15 protein-coding genes are annotated in these 15,153 nt (G+C 64.2%); 6 read left to right on the forward strand and 9 right to left on the reverse strand.

Annotated elements, in window-relative coordinates:
• Window positions 1-11: 11 nt before the first annotated feature.
• The 3 genes from NKI22_RS18825 to NKI22_RS18835 all read right to left on the reverse strand — a co-directional run bounded on the left by NKI22_RS18825 (window position 12) and on the right by NKI22_RS18835 (window position 3,304).
• Window positions 12-1,127: an ABC transporter substrate-binding protein gene (locus tag NKI22_RS18825; RefSeq protein ID WP_352494434.1), complete on the reverse strand. Its 1,116-nt coding sequence runs from the start codon at window positions 1,125-1,127 to the stop codon at window positions 12-14.
• A gap of 67 nt (window positions 1,128-1,194) precedes the next feature.
• Entirely contained in the window at window positions 1,195-2,289 is a 1,095-nt protein-coding gene (locus tag NKI22_RS18830) for an ABC transporter ATP-binding protein (protein ID WP_352816463.1), read from the reverse strand.
• A gap of 124 nt (window positions 2,290-2,413) precedes the next feature.
• Window positions 2,414-3,304, reverse strand: a complete 891-nt coding sequence (locus tag NKI22_RS18835; protein ID WP_352816466.1) for a LysR substrate-binding domain-containing protein — start codon at window positions 3,302-3,304, stop codon at window positions 2,414-2,416.
• 75 nt (window positions 3,305-3,379) lie between these two features.
• Here NKI22_RS18835 and NKI22_RS18840 point away from each other — a divergent pair, with 75 nt between their 5' ends.
• Together NKI22_RS18840 and NKI22_RS18845 are read left to right on the forward strand one after the other, a co-directional pair.
• Entirely contained in the window at window positions 3,380-4,972 is a 1,593-nt protein-coding gene (locus tag NKI22_RS18840; protein WP_352481718.1) for a zinc-binding metallopeptidase family protein, read from the forward strand.
• 33 nt (window positions 4,973-5,005) lie between these two features.
• On the forward strand, window positions 5,006-5,938 hold the full coding sequence (locus NKI22_RS18845) for a dimethylarginine dimethylaminohydrolase family protein (RefSeq protein WP_352816468.1): 933 nt from the start codon (window positions 5,006-5,008) through the stop codon (window positions 5,936-5,938).
• Between the two features lie 33 nt (window positions 5,939-5,971).
• On the opposite strand, the gene NKI22_RS18850 is transcribed toward NKI22_RS18845, so the two are convergent.
• Together NKI22_RS18850 and NKI22_RS18855 are read right to left on the reverse strand one after the other, a co-directional pair.
• Window positions 5,972-6,430 carry a GNAT family N-acetyltransferase gene (locus NKI22_RS18850; protein ID WP_352816469.1) on the reverse strand — a complete coding sequence of 153 codons (459 nt, stop codon included), beginning with the start codon at window positions 6,428-6,430 and terminating at the stop codon, window positions 5,972-5,974.
• Window positions 6,431-6,562: 132 nt separating this feature from the next.
• On the reverse strand, window positions 6,563-7,570 hold the full coding sequence (locus NKI22_RS18855; protein WP_352816472.1) for an ornithine cyclodeaminase family protein: 1,008 nt from the start codon (window positions 7,568-7,570) through the stop codon (window positions 6,563-6,565).
• 158 nt (window positions 7,571-7,728) lie between these two features.
• Between NKI22_RS18855 and NKI22_RS18860 the strand changes: the two genes are divergently transcribed.
• Window positions 7,729-8,190: an Lrp/AsnC family transcriptional regulator gene (locus NKI22_RS18860; RefSeq protein ID WP_023720584.1), complete on the forward strand. Its 462-nt coding sequence runs from the start codon at window positions 7,729-7,731 to the stop codon at window positions 8,188-8,190.
• Between the two features lie 106 nt (window positions 8,191-8,296).
• On the opposite strand, the gene NKI22_RS18865 is transcribed toward NKI22_RS18860, so the two are convergent.
• Entirely contained in the window at window positions 8,297-8,680 is a 384-nt protein-coding gene (locus NKI22_RS18865; RefSeq protein WP_023722391.1) for a YybH family protein, read from the reverse strand.
• Between the two features lie 161 nt (window positions 8,681-8,841).
• On the reverse strand, window positions 8,842-9,591 hold the full coding sequence (locus tag NKI22_RS18870; RefSeq protein ID WP_023722390.1) for an SDR family NAD(P)-dependent oxidoreductase: 750 nt from the start codon (window positions 9,589-9,591) through the stop codon (window positions 8,842-8,844).
• A 97-nt stretch (window positions 9,592-9,688) separates the two neighbouring features.
• On the opposite strand from NKI22_RS18870, the gene NKI22_RS18875 reads away from it, so the two are divergent.
• Complete coding sequence (locus NKI22_RS18875) at window positions 9,689-10,582, forward strand: LysR family transcriptional regulator (protein WP_023722389.1); 894 nt, start codon at window positions 9,689-9,691, stop codon at window positions 10,580-10,582.
• 72 nt (window positions 10,583-10,654) lie between these two features.
• Here the strand turns inward: NKI22_RS18875 and NKI22_RS18880 are convergent, their stop codons facing one another.
• The gene (locus NKI22_RS18880) at window positions 10,655-11,086 is read right to left on the reverse strand and encodes a VOC family protein (protein ID WP_352481717.1); all 432 of its coding nucleotides are present in this window, start codon (window positions 11,084-11,086) and stop codon (window positions 10,655-10,657) included.
• A 208-nt stretch (window positions 11,087-11,294) separates the two neighbouring features.
• Between NKI22_RS18880 and NKI22_RS18885 the strand changes: the two genes are divergently transcribed.
• Window positions 11,295-12,497 carry an MFS transporter gene (locus tag NKI22_RS18885; protein ID WP_352494430.1) on the forward strand — a complete coding sequence of 401 codons (1,203 nt, stop codon included), beginning with the start codon at window positions 11,295-11,297 and terminating at the stop codon, window positions 12,495-12,497.
• Between the two features lie 96 nt (window positions 12,498-12,593).
• Here NKI22_RS18885 and NKI22_RS18890 read toward each other — a convergent pair whose 3' ends face one another.
• A complete protein-coding gene (locus tag NKI22_RS18890; protein WP_352816476.1) occupies window positions 12,594-13,496 on the reverse strand; it encodes a sigma-70 family RNA polymerase sigma factor in 903 nt (300 codons plus the stop codon).
• Between the two features lie 207 nt (window positions 13,497-13,703).
• On the opposite strand from NKI22_RS18890, the gene NKI22_RS18895 reads away from it, so the two are divergent.
• On the forward strand, window positions 13,704-15,110 hold the full coding sequence (locus NKI22_RS18895; protein ID WP_352958688.1) for an MFS transporter: 1,407 nt from the start codon (window positions 13,704-13,706) through the stop codon (window positions 15,108-15,110).
• The last annotated feature ends 43 nt before the right edge of the window (window positions 15,111-15,153 follow it).

A 15,153-nucleotide genomic window follows, 5' to 3' on the forward strand; every position in this document is an offset into this window, starting at 1 on the left:
ATCCCGGCTTGTCAGGCGGAGATGATCTTCGTGTATTCGTCGAGTGCTGCCCCATAGTTCTTGGCGTACCAATCCATGTCGAGCGGGATCTGCTTTTTCATGTTCTCGGGATCGACCGGGTTGATGCGCTTCTTGTCGGCGGGGATCAGCGCATCGGTGGCCGGATTGGCCGGACCCTGGCCGAGCTTGTCGAACATGATGAGTTCCTTCTCCGGGTCCTGGGTGCTGGCGATGAACTTCATCGCCGCGTCCTTGCCGCCGGGATTGCCCTTGAGCACGGCGAGCGCGCCGGGCGAGATCAGGCCCTGGTCCCAGATGAACTTGATCTTGCCGCCGGAATCCTGCTCGATGAGCGAAGCCCGGGTCGACCAGACGATCGCCATCGAGGCCTCGCCATTGAGCAGCACGCTCTGGCTTTCGGCGCCGCCACCCCAATAGGCGACGACGTTTTCCTTGAAGGCAGCGATCTTGTCATGCGCGCGCTTGAGGTCGAGCGGATAGAGCGAGGCCGGCGCGATGCCGTCGGCAAGCAGGACCGCTTCCCAGCTCGACACGCCCCATTTGTAGAGCGAGCGCTTGCCGGGGAATTTTGCCACGTCGAAGAAGTCGGCCATGCCGGTCGGTGCCTGGCTGCCGTATTTCTCGGCATCGTAGGCGATGACGTAGGAGAAGAAATAGGTCGAGGCGGCGTGTTCCCAACCGAACCCCTCGCGCATCTTCTTCTTGTCGACGATCGTATAGTCGATCGGCTCGAGCATGCCCTGCGCGCCGAGCGTGATGGCCGAGAACGGATCGACGTCGACCAGGTCCCAGGTCGGGGCGCCGCTCTTGAACTGCGCCGCGATTGCGCCTTCGGTCGGGCCGGAGCCATCCATCTTGACGACGATGCCGGTCTCCTTGGTGAAGGCCTGGCCGTAAGCCGCGTCATAGGCGGTGATGGCGTCGCCGCCCCAGTTGACCAGCACCAGTTCCTTCGCCGCGGCAAAGGCGCCGGTCGAGCGCAGCAGCATCGGCGTGCCGGCCAGCACCAGCGCGGCCAGCTGCGTGAACTGCCGGCGCGAGATCTCTCCGCGCACGGCCCTGGCGGACAGCGCCTCGATGGAATGTTTCTTGGTTTGGTTTGTCATGTCAGTTCCCCTTTTTTGTCGTTGGTATTTCCTGAAAGTCAGCGTGGCGAATTCGCCTCGCCGATCGTCATTGTCCTCCGTCCGGAAGGAGGAAGCCTTTCTCCGCCGGCCAGGTCAGCCACACGGAATTGCCCTTGCTGAGCGCGGAAGCGGCAACCTCGTTCGGTACCGAGACCGTCACCTTGGCGCCTTGGCGCGTCGTCAGATCGAGCCGCGTCGCAGCGCCGAGATAGGTCGAGGCGACGGCAGTCGCGGCAATACCGTTTTCGCCAACGGCGGCTTCGCGGGCGATCGACATGTATTCTGGCCGGATCGCCAGGATGGCGTCTCCACGGACCTTCTCGGCCTTGCAGCGCATGCTGATCGCGCGGTCTTCGCAGAGGCCCGTCGAGCCATTGTCGGCCGGGCGCACGCCCTTCAGCGGCAGCATGTTGATCTCGCCCAGGAACTCGGCGACGAAGCGGTTGTCCGGCCGGTCGTAGACCTCGTCCGGTGCGCCGACCTGCAGCAGTTTGCCATGATTGAAGATGGCGACGCGCGACGACAACGCCAGCGCCTCGCTCTGGTCATGGGTGACGAAGACGAAGGTGGTGCCGGTCTCCTGGTGCAGCCGCTTCATCTCGGCCTGCATCTGGCCGCGCAGGCCCTTGTCGAGCGCCGAAAACGGCTCGTCGAGCAAAAGCACGCCCGGCTCGAACACCAGCGCACGCGCCAGCGCCACGCGCTGCTGCTGGCCGCCGGACAATTGCGACGGCAGTTTCTTCTCGTGGCCCTTGAGCCCGACGCGCTCGATCATTTCGCCGACGCGGCGTTTGATCTCGGCCGCCGGTTTCTTGCGCACCTTGAGCGGGAAGGCGATGTTGGCCTCGACGCTCATATGCGGGAACAGTGCGTAGCCTTGGAAAACCATGCCGGCGGCGCGCTGCTCGGCCGGCCGCTCGGTGATGTCGACGCCGTCGCTGTAAAGGCGGCCGTCGGTCGGCTGAATGAAGCCGGCAAGGATCATCAGGAAGGTGGTCTTGCCGGAACCGGAGGGGCCGAGCAGGGTGAGGAACTCGCCACGGCCGATATCGAGCGTCAGATCGTCCAGCGCACGGAACGAGCCGAAGCTCTTGCCGATCCCGATTGCCTTGATCTCTGCGGCCCGGCCGGGTTGCTGCATCCTGCCCTTCCCTTAGCGTAGGCGAAATCGTAGGCAGGGCGGCAGCTCACCGCAACCGAATAGTTTTCGCCTGACCGGCAAATTTGATTCATCTATGCGCCAATCTCCTCCTCGAGGGGGGAGATTAGCGCTCCTTGTTCTCGGACAGCTTCGACCTCAGCCATCTCCCAAACGCCTCCAGCACCGGATGCGCTGCCTTGGCGTGCTCGGAGACCAGAAAATACGAGCGCGGCGAATTGATCGCTATGTCGAAGGGGCGGACCAGCCGGCCTTCGCTCAGCGCCCGGCGACTGGTCAGCTCGTCGCCCATGGCGATGCCCTGGCCGGCAATCGCCGCCGAAAAGACCAGGTTCATGTCGGAAAAGAAGATGCCGCCTTCCGGGTCGGGGTTCTCGACCTTGGACAGGGCCAGCCAGCGCGCCCAGTCCTCGGTGTCATCGAGATGCAGGAGATTGGCGCGCAGCACGTCTGCCGGCTTGGAGAAGCCGCCGATCTTGTTGAGCAGCGTGGGGCTGCACAGCGGCGTGAAGGAGATTTCGCACAATGGTTCGACCACGCGGTTCGGCCAGTTGCCGACGCCGAAGGCGATGAAGGCGTCGGCCTCGGCATTGCTGACGTCGTCGAGGCGCCGCGGCGTCAGGATGCGCAGTGCGACATCGGGGTACATCTGCCGGAACTCGCCGATATGGGTGCACAGGAACAGCGAGGCGAAACCCGGCGTACAACTGACACTGAACGAGCCGCCGATGCCGGTGCCGGCATGGCGTGTCACCGCGTCGCCTAGCACCGTCAGCGCCTTGCGCACGTCGCTGGCATAGCGTTGGCCGCGTGGCGTCAGCGCCACGCCCTTGCCGATGCGCGCGAGCAGGTCGAAGCCGAGATCGCGTTCGAGCAGGCGCAATTGATGACTGACCGCACTGCGGGTCAGATGCAGTTCGTCAGCGGCGCGCCAGACGCTGCCGTGGCGGGCAAAACTGTCGAGGGCGCGCAGCGCCTGCGTCGAGGGAATTCTCAAGAGGTGAACCGAATTTGCATGAGCCGGGAAAACATATCACTTTTTGGCGAGGCGCTTCACTGCTTTCTTTCCGCCATGGAGAAACCGGTGACCTCGGCGCAAGCGACCGCGCTTGCCTGTCTGGACGACATCCAGCCGTCGCTGTCGGCGTGGACGCGGACCATCTTCGACTTCGGCGAGACCGCCTGGCGCGAATACCAGTCGGCCGCCTGGTATGTCGAGCGCCTGAAGCACGAAGGCTTTACCGTTGAAGAGGGCTCTGGCGGCATGCCGACCGCCTTCTGCGCCCACTGGACCAACGGGACCGGCCCGACAATCGGCATGTATGCCGAGTACGACGCGGTGCCTGGCAATTGCCAGGATGCGGCGACGGTGAAGCGACCGCGTCCGGGCCTCGGCGAACAGGCCGGCGGCCACACCGATCCGCATTCCGGGCTCGGCATTGCCAGCCTCGGCGGGCTGCTGGCGACCAAGGCGGCGATGCAGCGCCACGGCATATCGGGCACGCTGCGCTTCACCGGAGAGCCGGCGGAGAAGGTGAGGGGATCGAAGCCGATCCATGCCGCGAAGGGCTATTACGATGGGCTGGCGGGCATGATTTCCTTCCATCCTTTTTACATGCTGCCGCTGTGCAACACGGCGCGCTGGGACACGCATTGCGGTGCGGCCTATGCGATGATCTACCGCTTCATCTGCGACGAGCCGGAACATTGGGCGAGGGCGGCAGGCAACGCGGCGCCGATCCCGCAGGCGCATTCGGCGGTCCGGGCGCCGGGCGCCAACGACGCGCTCATGATGATGTACATGGCCTCGAAGGCGCTACGCGATTCCATGCTGCCGCATCAGGGCGGCTGGTCGATCAGCGAGGCGATCCTGACGGCGGGGCAGGCGACCGCCGACAATCTGCCGGCCGGGCTGGCCGAGATCCAGTACATGATCCGCGTGCCGACGCTGGCGATGGCCGAGCAGGTCACCGCCGTGCTTGACCGCAATGCGGAAGCCGTCGCGGTGATGGGCGGCTGCCGCTATGAGCGGCACTGGGTGTCGAAGTCGCGGCCGGGGCTCGCCAATCACGTAATGGCTGGCATTGCCTTCGACGCGCTGGCGGCGGTCGGGCCGCCGCGCTGGGACGAGACGGCTAAGGCGATCGCCCGCGAAATCCAGGTCAATGCCGGCGGGGTGGCGAGCGAGGAGCCTTTCATCGAGGAATTGGAACTGCTGATCGAACCTCGCGAGGCAGAAGCGATCCTGCGCCGCGACCTGGCGCCGTCGCAGGTGAATTCGACGTCCGACGACTACACCGACATGTCATGGCATACGCCGACGGCGCGGTTCTATGTCGCTCGCCCGGCATTGCGCTCGGAGAACGGTCACGCCTTTCCGTCCTGGGCGATGAATGCGCTGGGCGGCATTTCTGCCACCATCGACCCGATGGTCATCTGCGCCGCAAAGACGGTCGCGCTGGCAGCACTTCGCCTGTTGGAAGACGAGGCCGCGCGCGACGCGGCGATGGACGAATTCGTCGCCCGCACCGGTGGCGGCATCGGCGGCTCGAACTGGATCGCGCCGCTCTGCGACTACGAGCCGCCAATTGGATTTCGCTGGCCGGAATACATCACCTCCCCGCGCGGACGGGACTGGTGGATACCGAGCAACCAAGCCGCATGACTCAACCAAGCCGCCCCTTCACGAGGAGAACCCATGACCGTCCATGACCGCATCGTCACCGAGCCGTTTTCGCTGCAGCGCCGCAACCCGGCCGGCGGCACCAAGAAGCTGACCGCCTGGGGCTTCGCCAACGAGACCGACGTGCTGACCGACGTGCTGCTCGGCTCGCCCAATTTCCTGCGCCATCTCTCGACCAGTTCGCTATCGCGAAAACATCTGCGCGAGGCGCCTTGCAATGTCCAGATCGCGCAGGCGCAGCACAAGGACCTTGTCGCCGCCTACGAGCATTTCGGCGTCAACATCCACTGGCATGAGCCGACGCCGGAACTGCCGATGCAGGTCTATTCACGCGATTCCAGCGTGATGACGCCATATGGCGTCATCATCACCGCGATGGCCAACTGGTGGCGGCGCGGCGAGAACTACGCGGCGATCCGCACCTATGAGAAGCTCGGCATCCCGATCTATGACATGGTCACCGCCGGCACTTTCGAGGGCGGCGACTTCAACGTCATCGAGGACGGCGTGGTGCTGATCGGCTGCGGCGGCGCCCGCACGCAGGAGGAGGGCGCCCGCCAGGTCCAGGCCTGGTTCGACAAGGAGGGCTGGGAGACCCGCATCGCCTTCATCGACGAATATTACGTCCATATCGACCTGATGGTGGTGCCGATCGCCGAGAAGCTGACCGCCGTCTGCCTCGCCTGCACCGAGCCCGGCATCGTCGACTGGCTGAAAGGCAAGGGCCATGAGATCATCGACGTGCCGTTCCAGGACACGATGGCGCTCGGCTGCAACTTCATGTCGCTGGGCAAGGACAGGGTGATCGCGCCGACATCCAGCCAGACGCTGATCGGTCAGCTCAAGGCGCGCGGCTTCGAAGTGGCGGCCATCGACATGAGCGAGATCTCCAAGACCGGCGGCGGCATCCACTGCATGGCGCAGGCGCTGAAGCGCGAGCCGGCGTAAGGAGCAGGCGCGCCTGACCTGACAAGCGGTGTCTCATCGCAGCGTCTTGCGCAAGAAAATGCGGGCGTGACCGGGGATGCCGAACTCAACCCGGCCAAATTCCTCATAGCCGTGCCGGAGGTAGAAATCCGGAGCCTGGAAGCTGCTTGTCTCGACGACGGCGCGCCTGCAGCCGCGGTTTCTCGCCTCCTCCTCGACCGCCGCGAGAAGCCGTGCACCTTGCGATTTCCCGCGCAGACGCACGGGCAGGAAAAACATATCGAGAAACAACAAGCCAAGCTCGGTCCGGCCCCAGAGGCCGCCGAATACCTCTCCCGAAGAGCTGCAAAGTTCCGCGCCGATCGGCGTTCTGTCGTCGATCCCGGTCTTTTCGACATTGTAGCAGTAGAGAGAAGCGGCGGCTCGTTCCTTTGCCTCGAGTTCCGGTTCCCTGAGGTCCGGTGCATGTGTCAGCCGGATTGTCCATTCTCCGCTGTCATTTCTGTATCGCACGGTGTTCCTCCGTTGCCCCAGACATAGGGCAGGGATGGTCAACGCAAATGCCGGCCCGATCGGCGCCCGGCCGCTTCCGTGAAAGACCCGCATGGCCAGCAATGTCGATCCCGCCTGGCTGGCGGCATGCGCCTACAGAACGATGAGCTTTCCCTTGCGAAGGCGCCTGGCGCAACGATAGGCGAGGTCGGCGGCGACCATGTCTTCCATCGCAATGCCCATCGCCTTGTAGGTGGTGATCTGTTGATTCGAAACGCGACCCGGCGCGCGGTCGAGCAGCATGGCGCCAAGCTCGGTGCCGAAATCCGGGTCGAAGCCGGCAAGCTCGCAAGAACCGACCGGGGTCGGTTTGAACGCATCCTTGGTTTCGACAAAAAGACTGGATTTGCCGATGAGCTCGATCGGCATTTCTCCGCCGGGCGGCGCCACCCCGACCGACGAGACATGCGTGCCCGGCCGAACCCAGCCTGCGTCGATCACCGGCTCATAGGAGTGGGTCGCCAGGCACACCACGTCCGAACTGCGCACTGCCGCCTCGAGGTCGGCGACCGCCACCACCGACGGATGCAGCCGGGCAAGCGCTGCCGCATCGTCGAAGCTCTTCGAAGCGACCCGGATTTCGGCAAAGTCGCGCACCAGCGGCAACAGATGCAGGTGCTGGTTGGCCTGCACGCCGGCGCCGATCACTGTCGCTATCCTGGCATCCCGGCGGGCAAGCGCGCGCACCGACAGCACGGCGGAGCCGGAGGTTCGCACCGCGGTTATGAAGGTGCCGTCCATGATGCAGACCGGCAGGCCGGACAGCGGATCGAACAGGCTGATGGTGGCGAGATGGCTGGGCAGGTTCTTGGCCAGGTTGCCTTCGAAGACATTGACGATCTTGACGGTCAGGTTCATGTCCTCCATCCAGGCCGGCATGGCGAGGCTGTAGCCGGCTCCGGGGATGTCGAGCTGTGGTCGGGGTGGATTGACGACCTTACCTTGTGACAGCGCCTTGAAGCCGTCTTCCAGAACGTCGAGAAGCTGGCTGAGGTCGATGCACGCCATCACGTCGGCTTCGCTCAGCACCAGGATCTCGGTCGCTCCCTTGCTGATTTCCGCCGCACTCTTGCCGGCTGGGCTGCACGCTTCCTTGGTCATCCTGCACTCCTGTGTTCGTCGAAATCGGCTCACTACATCTGCTTTGAGTGGGTGAGGGAAGCGCAGGCTATTGCGAGGTTTTATGTGATGAAATACGTTGATTTTGGCATCTGTGCGTGAATTAAGCACACAAATCCCTGAGATAGAGTGGATTGTGAATGGACGATCTCGACCAGATAGACCGCAGCCTGCTCCGGCTGCTGCAGGAGGATGGGCGCCGGACGACGCTTGATCTTGCCGGGCGTGTCGGGCTGTCGCCGACCGGAACCAGCCAGCGGGTGAAGCGCCTGTTCCGCGACGGGTTCATCACCGCGGTCAGGGCTATGCTCGATCCGCGCAAGGTCGGCAGGGGAACGCTGGTGTTCATCGAGGTCAGGCTTGACCACACGGCGCCGCATGTCTTTGACCGCTTCGCCGAAGCCGTGGCGAAAGCTCCGGAGGTTCTGGAGTGCCATATGGTGGTTGGCGGTTTCGATTATCTGGTCAAGGCGCGGATCGCTGAAATGGCGGTGTTCCAGGATTTCCTGCAGCGGGTCATCCTGCCTCTGCCCGGCGTGCGCGAAACGCACACTTTCGCCTCCATCGCCGATGTCAAGCCGAACGCCCTCTTGCCGGTGTAATCAGATGGAGGAGGGGAATGCTGTTCAGGGCGACGTTGAACGCATCTTCGCCACCTTGTCGCTCCCCCTAGCGCGCCTCCTGGTGCAGAGATGCCGGAGACCGGCTCTAGCCTTGCAGGGTCAGCAGGTTAGCGTCGCGCGCGAGCCGCCACTCACCATCTGGCTCCTTACGCAGGAGCGTCAGCGCATATCCCGATCGATGGACCGGCTCGCCATTCGGCGGGGTCGCGGTCATGTCGATGCGGCTGCGGATGAAGGCCCAATTGCCGAGAAGCTGTAGTTCCACGATATCGCTCGTGCCGTCGATATGAACGCCGGCCGTCTCCTGCGCGGCCGCCGCGAAGATCTCCTTGTCGAAGGGTTCCCGGCCGGGAACCATGAAGATCGCATCGTCCGTCATCAAGCTGAGGACAGTCGCGATGTCTCCACGCTTACTCGCATCCATCCACGTCTCGACCAGCTTTCGGATTGCTGTTTCGTCGCCCGTCATCCGTTACCTCCCTGGCATCTCGCCGTCATCGATAGCGCACGGCGCTTCCCCCTCGCTGAAACATAGGGCTTAGATCGCTGTCGTCATCGATTGCGGTGGTCCTCGACGTCGCGCGGCGTGGGGCATGGTCCGTGAAACGGCAGGTCCGCGCCCCTCCATGCCTATCGCCAGCCGCCCGAGGCGGTGATGCGCTCGCCGGTCAGCCATGACGCCTCGTCGGAGGCGAGGAACACCGCGACGCGGGCGACGTCATCGGGCAGGCCGAAGCGACCGAGCGGGGTCATGGCGATAATCTGCTTCTCGAATTCGCTGCCGACGATGCCGATGCGCGCGAGGCCTTCGGTATCGATGCCGCCGGGCGCGATCGCGTTGACGCGGATGTTGCGTGCGCCGAGCTCCCGCGACATCGACAGCGTGATCGTGTCCACCGCTCCCTTGGTGGCGGCGTAGACGAGCGAGTTCGGCTGCGGATTGCGGCTGGCAACCGAGCTTATGTTGATGATGCTGCCGCCGCCCGGGCCAAAATGGCTCACTGCTGCTTGCGTGGTCAGAATGATGCCCAACACATTGGTGTCGAACTCACGGTGGAACTCGGCCTCGGTAACCGCTTCCAGCGGCTCGAACGCGAAGACGCCGGCATTGTTGACCAGGATGTCGAGCCCGCCAAACTCCGATTTCGCCGCCTCGAACAGGCGGCGCACGTCGGCCGCTTGCGACACGTCGCCCTGGACGGTGACGGCGCGGCCGCCACGGTCCTCGATCTCGGCGACGACGCGGTCGGCGCCTTCCTGTGACGAGGCGTAGTTGACGACCACCGCGGCGCCGGCCGTGGCAAGACCCTTGGCGATGGCAGCGCCGATACCCTTGGAGGCGCCGGTGACGATGGCGACCTTGCCGTTCAGCTTGCTCATCAAATCTCTCCTTTGTCGATGATGAGCGGTATTTAATGATGATCAGAAATCGTATTAGGATCATCATGATCCATTCTTTCGTGCCTGGAATTCCGGAATGACCACCATCCTCGAAAAGACCGCCGGTCTCGTCGCCTTCGTCCGCACGGTCGATGCCGGCTCGTTCCATGCCGCCAGCCGGCTGGTCGGCTCCAGCCCATCGGCGGTGTCGAAAAGCGTGGCGCGGCTCGAGCGGCGGCTGGGCGTCAGGCTGATCAAGCGCTCGACGCGCCGGCTCGGGCTGACCAGTGAAGGCATCGCTTATTACGAGCGCGTGGCGCCGCTGCTCAGGGCGCTGGACGATGCCGAAGACATCGTCCAGCTGGCCGATACAGCGCGCGGCCTGCTGCGCGTCACAGCGCCGGTCGAACTCGGCCGCGGCCTGATCGCGGCATGGGCGCAGGCGTTCCTTTCGCGGCATGGCGCAGTCAAACTAGAGCTCAGCGTCACCGACCGCCACGCCGACCTGATCCGCGAAGGCTATGACGTTGCAGTGCGCATGGGGCAGCTCTCGGACACCGGGCTCATCGCGCGCAAGATCGCCAATCTGCCGATCGTGCTGGTGGCCTCACCGGCCTATGTCGAGCGGCGCGGCCGTCCGGCATCGGTCGAGGATTTACCGAACCACGAATTCGTCCGCTACCAGATGGCCGGCCGGCCCTATCCCGTCACTTTTGCCGACGGTACGATGATCGTGCCGGACGGACGGCTCGATACCGATGATGGTGGTGCCATCCGCAATGCGGCACTTGCCGGCGCCGGCATCGCGCATCTGATGCGGTTTGCCGTGCAGGACGATCTCGACACGGGCCGCCTGGTCCGAATCCTGCCCGAGGTGGCGATGCCGACCATGCCGGTGTACATCGTCCATGCGTATGGGCGACAGCTACCCGTCCGGGCGCGGCTGTTCGTCGACTTCCTGGCGGGCCAGATGGCGGCGCTGATGCGATAGCGCAGGGCGGAATGACCTCCGCAGCCGATCCGACGCCGTCGCAAGCAAGATTCTTGCCCCATCACCCGATCTTCAGAACGCAATCTTCACTGACTCGGCGCTGCGGTTGGCCGGGCCGTGGTGGACGGCCTCGATATTGTTGCCGTCGGGATCGAGCAGGAAGGCGGCGTAGTAGCCGGGATGGTAGTGCTGCCGCTCGCCCGGTGCGCCATTGTCCGTGCCGCCGCCATCGAGGCCGCCCCTGTAGAAGGCGTCGACCATGGCGCGGTCCTTTGCCTGGAAGGCAAGGTGGTGGCGCCCCGTCAGCTTTCCCTGGGCTGCCGGGCTGTCGGGGCTGGAAATGAACAGCTCGTCGGCCCAGAAATAATCCTCGGCGCTGCCGCCGATCGGAATATCGAGCACCTTGAAAACCGCCTCGTAGAAGCGGCGGCTGGTCTTGAGATCCCTGACCACCAGCTGGACGTGGTCGATGAGACGGCCGCGATGAAGTTCCATGCCTGTCAGCTCCTGATCGCCAGGCTGGAAATCTAGCTCAGCACGGTGCACCGTCAATGCAATGGAGCAATTGAGCGGCGCAATTTCCTGACTGGATAAAAAATGCAACCGGATTGTCGGATTCAAAACATCTCCAACGTCCTTCGGACGCAAGCGGCTCGGCGAAGCTCGAAAAGGTCGTGCCGTATCAACGCTTCCGGCATGGGAGAAAAGTGAAATGAGCCTTTCCTATCGTTGGGTTATCGTCGCGGCTGGCGCGCTGATGACCTGTGTCGCCCTCGGGGCGATGTTCTCGCTGGCAATCTTCCTCGAACCGATGGCGCTCGACACACAATGGTCGCGCGCCGGCATATCGAGTGCGATGACGCTGAACTTCCTGGTAATGGGCCTCGGCGGCTTCGCCTGGGGCGCCATTTACGACCGCTTCGGCGCTCGCATCGTCGTCATGACGGGCGCCGTGCTGCTCGGCCTGGCGCTGGTTCTGGCCAGCCGCACCGGCTCGCTGCTCGTTTTCCAGCTGACCTATGGCGTGCTCGTCGGCCTCGCGGCAAGCGCCTTCTTCGCGCCGATGATCGCGCTGACTTCCGCCTGGTTCGACACGAACCGCAGCCTTGCGGTCTCGCTGGTCTCGGCCGGCATGGGCGTGGCGCCAATGACCATCTCGCCCTTCGCGCGCTGGCTGATTTCGGCCTATGACTGGCGCACCGCGATGTTCGACATCGGCATAATCGCGTGGGTGCTACTACTGCCGGCCGCCTTGCTGGTGCGCCAGCCGCCCAAGCCCGCTGCCGACGGTGCTACGCCAAGCGTTGCAGCCGAGGGTGTCGGCATGACGGTTCCGCAGGCGCTGCGCTCGCCGCAGTTCATCGTGTTGGGACTGACCTTCTTTGCCTGCTGCGCGGCGCATTCGGGGCCGATCTTCCATATGGTGAGCTATGCGATGCTGTGCGGCATAGCGCCGATGGCGGCGGTCAGCATCTACAGCATCGAGGGCCTGGCAGGGCTGGGTGGCCGGCTGCTTTACGGCGTGCTTGCCGATCGGCTGGGCGTCAAGCCGGTGCTGATCACCGGGCTGGCCATACAGGCCGTGGTCATCGCCGCCTATCTCGCGGTTAGTGAGCTTGGTCAATTCTACACGCTCGCCGTCATTTTCGGCGCCACCTATGGCGGCGTCATGCCGCTCTATGCGGTGCTGGCGCGCGAATATTTCGGCCAGCGCATCCTCGGCACGGTGTTCGGTGCCGTAACCATGCTGTCCAGCCTCGGCATGGCTTTCGGCCCGCTCGCCGGCGGCATGGTGTTCGATGCCTATGCCAGCTATTCCTGGCTGTTCATCGGCTCGGCCCTTGTCGGGCTTGGCGCGATGGCGATTGCGATCGCCTTTCCGCCGCTGCCGCGCCGGGAGTTGCAGCCGGCTTAAAGCACGATCGGCGGAAAAGGGCGGCCGCTTGGATGGCAAGCGGCCGCGTTCCAAAATAGCTGGCAGTGGTTGTTCGGCATTATGAAAAGCGAATTGCTATGCCCGCAGAGGCACCACTTCGGCGCCATCAAGCGTGTAGCGCGCATAGCGGAAATCGCGAATTCTCGCCAATCTGTCGCCCGCCCATTCCAGCAGGATAAAGTATTTTGGCCCTCCGGCTGAGTCGTCCGGATCGATCACCAGAATGGCTGGGCGCCGATCCACCAGGCCTGGAAGCAGCCGCCAATCGTGGATACCCGCGTAATTGTGGAAGTACCGGCCCACTTTCGTGCGGCCGCTCGCCCGGAGCCGGTTGACGAGGTCAAGCCGCACGTCCTCGGCCAGCATGTCGCGGATCGTATCGAAGTCGCGGGCGTTGAACCGCTCCACATAGGCTGCCAGACGCGCCCGCTCGGGCTCGGCCAACACCGGCACAGGCCGATCGTCAGGCTCGCCGGCGACTTCGCGCAGGCGCAGACGGCCGCGATGCAGTGCGGCTTTCACCGCCGGAACACTGCTGTCGATAATGTTGCCGATCTCTTCGATCGTATAGCCGAGCACATCCATGAGAATGACGCTGCTACGCTGCGCCGCGGGCAGGCGCATGAAGGTCTGCAGGCTTGCGGCCGCAGTGTGCCGGCCCTCGGCCGACATGCCGGGGTCAGGTATCATATCGATATCCTCGACGACATGCGCGGCATCCAACCTGGTACGGCGGCGTAGGTGGTCGAGTGCTGCATTATGCGCGATGCGGAACAGCCAGCCCTCGACATTGGCTATCGGCCCGGTCCCGGGGAACGCCTCGAGCGCCTTCACCGTAGCTTCCTGGACGACATCCTCGGCATCGATCACCGAACCGGTCATGCGGGCACAATAGCGATGCAGTTTCGGCCGCAATTCGCCGAGCAGCCGGTCAAATGGCTCCCGTCCTTCTGGCGCCCCGGATGCGGATCCGGTCATCGCACAAGGATCGATTTCATTGCGTATCTCCCAGGGCAGGCGCGCCCGCCATCAGGCGCAGCGTCTTATAGACGCTCGACGATGGCAAAAGGATTCGGTCGAAAGAAACTTTCTTTAGCTGGAATCCTTTGGTGGTGCCTCCGCGTCTCTGGATCATGGGACCGCGAGACTGGTGGGCCATCTGTTCAAGCCGGAGGCGCCATAATCATGAGCAAGCAAAGTGCGGGATCAACGAAGGTCTGGGTTCTCGCCCTCACGTCGATAGGCTCCTTGATGGTCGTTCTCGATGCGATGGTCGTGGCGACCGCATTGAGCACGATGCGGGTCGAACTCGATGCCTCGCTGGAGACGCTGCAATGGACGATGAACGCCTATAATTTGAGCTTTGCCGTCCTGCTCATGACCGGGGCTGCGCTCGGTGACCGGTTCGGCCGCCGCCGTACGCTCGTTGCCGGATTGGCGTTGTTCATCGCAGCGTCGGTTGCCTGCGCGCTCGCTGGAAATGCCGGATTGCTGATTGCGGCCCGTGCGGTTCAGGGCGCGGGTGCCGCAATGGTCATGCCGCTGGCCATGGCGCTGCTGAGCGTCGCTTTTCCCCCGGAGGAACGAGGCAAGGCGCTGGGCATCTTTAGCAGCATCACCGGCCTGGCCCTGATCATCGGTCCGATGGCGGGCGGGGCGATCTCCGAAGGCCTCTCCTGGCACTGGATCTTCTGGCTCAATGTTCCGGTCGGCATCGTTCTCATCCCGCTGGTGATGCGTCGGATTCCGGAGAGTCACGGGCCGGGTACGGCAATCGATGTCCTCGGCGTCGCCCTGGTAACTGCGGCGGCATTTGGAGTGGTCTGGGGTCTGATGCGCGGCAACATCGTCGGCTGGAGCAGCTCTGAAGTGCTGTCGGCGCTGACGGCCGGGCTGCTTCTGGCCATCGCATTCGTCCTTTGGCAGCTGCGTACCCGTGAGCCCATGCTGCCTTTGCGGTTCTTTCAGGCGCGCGCATTCTCCTCGGGCGTCGGCGCGAACTTCCTGCTTTGCGCCGCCATGTACGGCCTCGTATTCCTGCTGCCGCAGTTTCTGCAGTTTGCCCAGAGCCGTGGGCCGCTCGGCGCCGGCATGGGTTTGCTGCCCTGGACCGCCACGCTTTTCGTGGTCGCACCGATCGCCGGCAGCCTGATCAACCGCGTCGGCGAGCGCTGGCTTGTCGTGGCCGGATTGATCCTGCAAGCGGCTGGAATGGCCTGGCTGGGGCAGATCGCAGCACCTGATCTGCCCTACATCCAGCTAGTCGCGCCCCTGATCATTACCGGTGCCGGCGTGTCGATGGCCATGCCTGCCGCGCAGAATGCGGTCCTCAATGCGGTCGCGCGGCCGGAGGTCGGCAAGGCTGCCGGCACGTTCAATACATTCCGCTTTCTGGGCGGCGTATCCGGGATCGCGATCGCCGGTGCGGTGTTCGCCGGCACTGGAAGCTTCTCGTCCACCGACGCGTTCAGCGATGGCTTCACCGCGGCAATCGACGTCTCCGCGCTGCTCTCGCTCGCCGGCGCGCTCGTCGGAATGGGGCTTCCGGAGCGTCGCACAGTGGCGCTCGCGAATGCCGGCAAGGAGGCGTAATTGTCGCTCGGAGGCGGGAAGCTCGCGCGAAGCGGGTCCCCGC

Origin of the sequence: Mesorhizobium sp. M0778, from assembly GCF_040320105.1 — a bacterium.
GTDB lineage: Bacteria > Pseudomonadota > Alphaproteobacteria > Rhizobiales > Rhizobiaceae > Mesorhizobium.

What these genes read in the sequence shown, in the direction of transcription:
- NKI22_RS18825 (WP_352494434.1), bottom strand. Translation starts at nt 1,127, where the DNA reads ATGACAAACCAAACCAAGAAACATTCCATCGAGGCGCTGTCCGCCAGG.
- NKI22_RS18830 (WP_352816463.1), bottom strand. Translation starts at nt 2,289, where the DNA reads ATGCAGCAACCCGGCCGGGCCGCAGAGATCAAGGCAATCGGGATCGGC.
- NKI22_RS18840 (WP_352481718.1), top strand. Translation starts at nt 3,380, where the DNA reads ATGGAGAAACCGGTGACCTCGGCGCAAGCGACCGCGCTTGCCTGTCTG.
- NKI22_RS18845 (WP_352816468.1), top strand. Translation starts at nt 5,006, where the DNA reads ATGACCGTCCATGACCGCATCGTCACCGAGCCGTTTTCGCTGCAGCGC.
- NKI22_RS18855 (WP_352816472.1), bottom strand. Translation starts at nt 7,570, where the DNA reads ATGACCAAGGAAGCGTGCAGCCCAGCCGGCAAGAGTGCGGCGGAAATC.
- NKI22_RS18860 (WP_023720584.1), top strand. Translation starts at nt 7,729, where the DNA reads ATGGACGATCTCGACCAGATAGACCGCAGCCTGCTCCGGCTGCTGCAG.
- NKI22_RS18865 (WP_023722391.1), bottom strand. Translation starts at nt 8,680, where the DNA reads ATGACGGGCGACGAAACAGCAATCCGAAAGCTGGTCGAGACGTGGATG.
- NKI22_RS18870 (WP_023722390.1), bottom strand. Translation starts at nt 9,591, where the DNA reads ATGAGCAAGCTGAACGGCAAGGTCGCCATCGTCACCGGCGCCTCCAAG.
- NKI22_RS18875 (WP_023722389.1), top strand. Translation starts at nt 9,689, where the DNA reads ATGACCACCATCCTCGAAAAGACCGCCGGTCTCGTCGCCTTCGTCCGC.
- NKI22_RS18885 (WP_352494430.1), top strand. Translation starts at nt 11,295, where the DNA reads ATGAGCCTTTCCTATCGTTGGGTTATCGTCGCGGCTGGCGCGCTGATG.
- NKI22_RS18890 (WP_352816476.1), bottom strand. Translation starts at nt 13,496, where the DNA reads ATGACCGGATCCGCATCCGGGGCGCCAGAAGGACGGGAGCCATTTGAC.
- NKI22_RS18895 (WP_352958688.1), top strand. Translation starts at nt 13,704, where the DNA reads ATGAGCAAGCAAAGTGCGGGATCAACGAAGGTCTGGGTTCTCGCCCTC.